This is a genomic window from Calothrix sp. CBUCES-K 9914, from assembly GCF_059640475.1.
In genome coordinates, this window is record NZ_JBXXZH010000444.1 from 1 (window position 1) to 4,352 (window position 4,352).

Here is a 4,352-nt window from a genome sequence, read left to right on the forward strand (position 1 = left end):
AATATGCCTTCGCAATGTTGATGTACATATATAAGCTAAGATTTAGCTAAAAAACTTAAAGCTGTGGGGATACCACAAATTAACCCAAAAGTAGTGGGCAATTTGTCAAACAGTTGTTATCTTTCGTAATACAGAGGTAGAACGTTAGATTTATATTCCTAAAAATCTATCTTCAGGAATCTGGAGAGAACTAGTGTATCTCTGTATGTGCAATTATATCTTCTTCATCTTCTCAATCTGGAGTTAAATTACCATGAACAATCCAATCGAACTTACACTCGAACAGCAATTCAGCATACACTCATTTGCCAGCCAAGTGCAAGGCATGAGCCACGAGCAAGCAAAAGACTTCTTAGTTAAGCTTTACGAACAAATGGTTGTCAGAGAAGCAACGTACAAAGAGCTTCTCAAGCATCAATGGGGTTTAGACTCCGGTCCTAGCTTGGCATAGTAAATTCATTGTGTCCAGTGTCGCAGCGGGAGCGACCTCCTTCTCTTGCTTAGTTCCAAGATGGAAAGCAGCTGGGGATGATGGGGCGTCAACTCGTCGCCACAAGTCATAAATTAGCTAATACTGAAAAGCTTGAATACGATAGCCTAAATCGTACTGTCACAATGCATCCAGCTTGCTTACATACTCAGAAGACGAGACGTGACTTACCTACAAATTAGCACGTAACTAAGTGCCAATTATTGGTTCTACTAATATTTATATTTCCTAAAGGCTTTTTTTACAACCGTAACTTATTGAATTTTAATATTTTTTTATATTTTTTATATTTATCGAACAAAATTATTACAACATGTAAAGCATGTCTGAGTAAATGTACTTATCAGATGTTTGACTAAAACGTTTGACATTCTAAGCTGAAAGGTCAAAAGGAGAGTCTGTATTAATTGACGAAAGCTTGGCAAGAATTTGCGGCTTAATTTTTTCGTATTCAGCTTTAAGATAAGTTTTACTAAGTTGGGGATTAGCATTAGAAGGAAGTGTGTTACTAAGCAAAGCCCATTCAGTTAAGCGACGACATTGAGAAGAGGCAATCGTTGACATTAGAATATGGCTTGGACTGTTTGGCTGCTCGCGCGAGAAAAATAATAGTCGATAGTAGCCTTTCTGACTTAGTAATCGTACTGTATCCTGACCGAAATTAGTTTTAAGGTCGAGATAGTAAGGAAGCCATTTGGCGCCGAACTTACGATTGTAGATAACAGTTACCCAGAGTATCATTGGGTGAGGAGAAGGGATAAAAAGAAATTGGTTGTAGCGAGTACAAACCGAAAGCTTTTGAATTTCTAGTATAGGTAGCATCATCCATAACGCAGGAGTTAGCTCATCGTGGACACGAATAGGTTGAGGGAAAACAATATCAGCAATAGGTTTATTTTTAGGCCAGGTTGCTTCTTTTATGACATCTGATGCCAAAGCAGTGGGTAACTTTGTTTCGGATTTTTCAGATTCAGCAACAACCGTAGGAGTATCATTCGATATTTGGGATGATGTTTGAGTGGATGGTGTAAGGGTAGTTCGACTTCTACCATTCGTGTTCTCTGTAGTATCTACTGCCGTTAAAGCTTGTATAATTTCGCTAATATTTTGTGGACGGTCGCAGGGTTTTTTCGCAAGGCAACTCATTACCAAATCTTCTATAGATTTAGGAACGTGGAAGTTTGTATCAAATTCAGCGAAAGAGCGTGGTTCTTGAAAATGATGTGCTTTATACCAGGCGCCGAAAGAGTGTGTGGGAGCAGTTAAAGGTAACTTGCCCGTCAGCATTTCAAACATCATCACACCCAAACTATAGATATCCGAACGGTTATTCAGTTCTTTACCCTCCATTTGTTCAGGAGACGAATAAGCCAAAGTACCCAAATAGTAATTTGTTTGCTGCGTATTTGATTGAAGTAATTTAGCAATTCCAAAATCAAGGATTTTGACTAATTCACCAAACGTTGGGTCTACAATCACCAGCATATTGCTAGGTTTAATATCGCGATGAATAATAGGGTAAACCGTACCATCAACAGGAATACCATCGTGCGCGCACTGTAACCCTAAACAAATCTGACGTGCCATGCGATTAAAGCGCATTAACGACATATCTTGTTTACGAATGATATGGCTTAAGCTTTTGCCATTTAAATATTCCATGACATAGAACGGGATATTATGCTCGTCCACACCATAATCCATAACTCGGACAATCTGAATACTTTTTTGTCCCAGAAGCGCACAAGTTTTGGCTTCACGCTCAAAGCGTTCCTGCAACCGCATCTTCTTATTAGTTTGGATAGACATTGAGAGAAATTTCACCGCGACAGGCACACCTCCCAACAAAGTGTCTTTAGCACGATATACTCGTCCCATTGCTCCGGTTCCTATTAACTCCTGAAGCTGATACCTTTTGCTAAGTTTGCGACCGACGTTGGGGTCTGACATAGTAAGCTTGACTCCAATCTTGAAAATAAGGGAATTTTAGATTTTGGATTTTGGATTTTGGATTTTGGATTTTGGATTGTAGAGACGTTACATGTAACGTCTCTACTTACATTCCAAAAATTTCCTGTTAATTTTAGTATTCCCACATTGATGCACATAAATACCAAACATCAGCCAAACAGATACAACACAAAATCCCCCAATACGAATGAGGTTTTGGAGTTCATGGGTATTGGGCAAAGTAAAAAACTTTGTATCCACCTTACTACCCACAGGAAATTATTTAATCAACGAGGCAATAGCAGTAGCTAAAGTATCAGGTTCTACAGGTTTTGGGATGTGAAGAACGAAACCAGCGTCAAGTACTTTTTGGCGGTTATACTCACCAGCAAAAGCCGTGAGTGCGATAGCTGGAATTAGTCCGCCATTTTCAGGCGCCCATTTTCTAATTTGTCGTAGTAGTTCATACCCATCCATTATGGGCATTCCAATGTCGCTGACTAATATATGTGGCTTTAAATGTGCGAGTACTTGTAACGCTTCAATTGCAGAAGACACCTTAGTAACTTGGGCGCCGTATAGTTCCAAAGCAAAGGCAATAAAATCTCGCGAGTCTTGGTCATCATCAACAGCTAAGACTCGAATGTTAGAAAGTAAAGAGTGCTGAGTGCTGAGTTCTGAGTGCTGAGTTCTGAGTGATAAAATTTCAGCACTCAGCACTTTTGACTCAACACTATTCAATAGTGGTAGTTTAACAGTAAAAGTTGCTCCTTGATTTAGACCGGGACTGTACGCTTCGACAGTTCCGCCATGTAGCTCAACTAAATTGCGAACAATTGCAAGTCCTAGCCCAAGTCCACCAAACTTTCTTGTTGTTGTACTATCTTCTTGACGAAAATAATCAAATATATCTGGTAGAAAATCTGGGTTAATACCTTTACCTGTATCACTAACAGTGACTTTAATAAAAGGAATTTCTATGGATAAGCATACTTTAACTTGCCCACCGTTAGGTGTAAATTTGATAGCGTTAGATAAAAGATTCCAAAATATCTGCTGCAAACGCGCGGCATCACCTGTTACTAGTACTAAATTTGTATCACTATTTGCATTAACTGTATCAATATTTATATTCCTCTTAATATCGCTCTTCTTATCAGTATTTATACTTAAATTTGTCTTATTATTACCAGAAATCGTGTCATTTGTACCAACATTAGTACCAAAATTTAACTTGGTTGTACCATTATATGTACCAGTATTTATACTTGAATTGGCATCACTTGTACCAGTATTTACACTTGAACTCGCATTACTTGTACCAGGATTTATACTCAAGTTCGCATTACTCGTACCAGTATTTACACTCGAATTGGCATTAATCGTACCAATATTCGTACCAAAATTTGGCTCAAGTGTACCACTTTCTGTACCAGTATATATACTGGAATTTTGATCATTAGTACTATATTTTGTACTAAAATTTGGGTTTATCGTACCAATACTTTGAATTTGAATGTTTTTAGTTTCGGCAGCTAAACGTACAGTATCAATAGCTGCGGAAATTACAGAGATTATATTTACGCGCGTGGGGTTAAGTGTAAGTTTGCCACGAAGAATTCGAGAAACATCGAGTAAATCTTCAATTAAGTCAACTTGCAGCTTGGCGTTGCGTTCTATAGTATCCAACGCTTCGGTTACTTTTTGAGGCTTTAATTTACCGCTTTTTAAGAGCTTGACCCAACCAATAATAGGGTTAAGTGGAGTACGTAACTCGTGGGAAAGAACTGCAAGGAACTCATCTTTAATGCGGTTTGCGTTTTCTGCCTGCTCCCGCGCTGCTTGTTCGCTCAATAATAATTGTTCGCGCTCAATTTCTGCTTGCTTACGGTCGTGGATATCGCTAGCGACT

At 38.7% G+C, this 4,352-nt stretch carries 4 protein-coding genes; 2 read left to right on the forward strand and 2 right to left on the reverse strand.

Annotation, left to right across the window (positions count from 1 at the left end; translation table 11 throughout):
• Positions 1 to 253: 253 nt before the first annotated feature.
• Both AC2JBO_RS43490 and AC2JBO_RS43495 read left to right on the forward strand, forming a co-directional pair.
• Positions 254 to 451 (forward strand): NblA/ycf18 family protein, encoded by a 198-nt coding sequence (locus AC2JBO_RS43490; protein ID WP_496959832.1) that lies wholly within the window; start codon positions 254 to 256, stop codon positions 449 to 451.
• Positions 452 to 528: 77 nt separating this feature from the next.
• The gene (locus AC2JBO_RS43495) at positions 529 to 672 is read left to right on the forward strand and encodes a hypothetical protein (RefSeq protein ID WP_496959833.1); all 144 of its coding nucleotides are present in this window, start codon (positions 529 to 531) and stop codon (positions 670 to 672) included.
• Positions 673 to 862: 190 nt separating this feature from the next.
• Here the strand turns inward: AC2JBO_RS43495 and AC2JBO_RS43500 are convergent, their stop codons facing one another.
• Both AC2JBO_RS43500 and AC2JBO_RS43505 read right to left on the reverse strand, forming a co-directional pair.
• Complete coding sequence (locus AC2JBO_RS43500) at positions 863 to 2,440, reverse strand: serine/threonine-protein kinase (RefSeq protein WP_496959834.1); 1,578 nt, start codon at positions 2,438 to 2,440, stop codon at positions 863 to 865.
• A gap of 279 nt (positions 2,441 to 2,719) precedes the next feature.
• A partial coding sequence (locus AC2JBO_RS43505) for a hybrid sensor histidine kinase/response regulator (RefSeq protein ID WP_496959835.1) occupies positions 2,720 to 4,352 on the reverse strand: 1,633 nt, incomplete at its 5' end.

Excerpts from the sequence above, each read along its gene's own strand:
- AC2JBO_RS43490 (WP_496959832.1), top strand. The coding sequence starts at position 254 with ATGAACAATCCAATCGAACTTACACTCGAACAGCAATTCAGCATACAC.
- AC2JBO_RS43495 (WP_496959833.1), top strand. The coding sequence starts at position 529 with ATGATGGGGCGTCAACTCGTCGCCACAAGTCATAAATTAGCTAATACT.
- AC2JBO_RS43500 (WP_496959834.1), bottom strand. The coding sequence starts at position 2,440 with ATGTCAGACCCCAACGTCGGTCGCAAACTTAGCAAAAGGTATCAGCTT.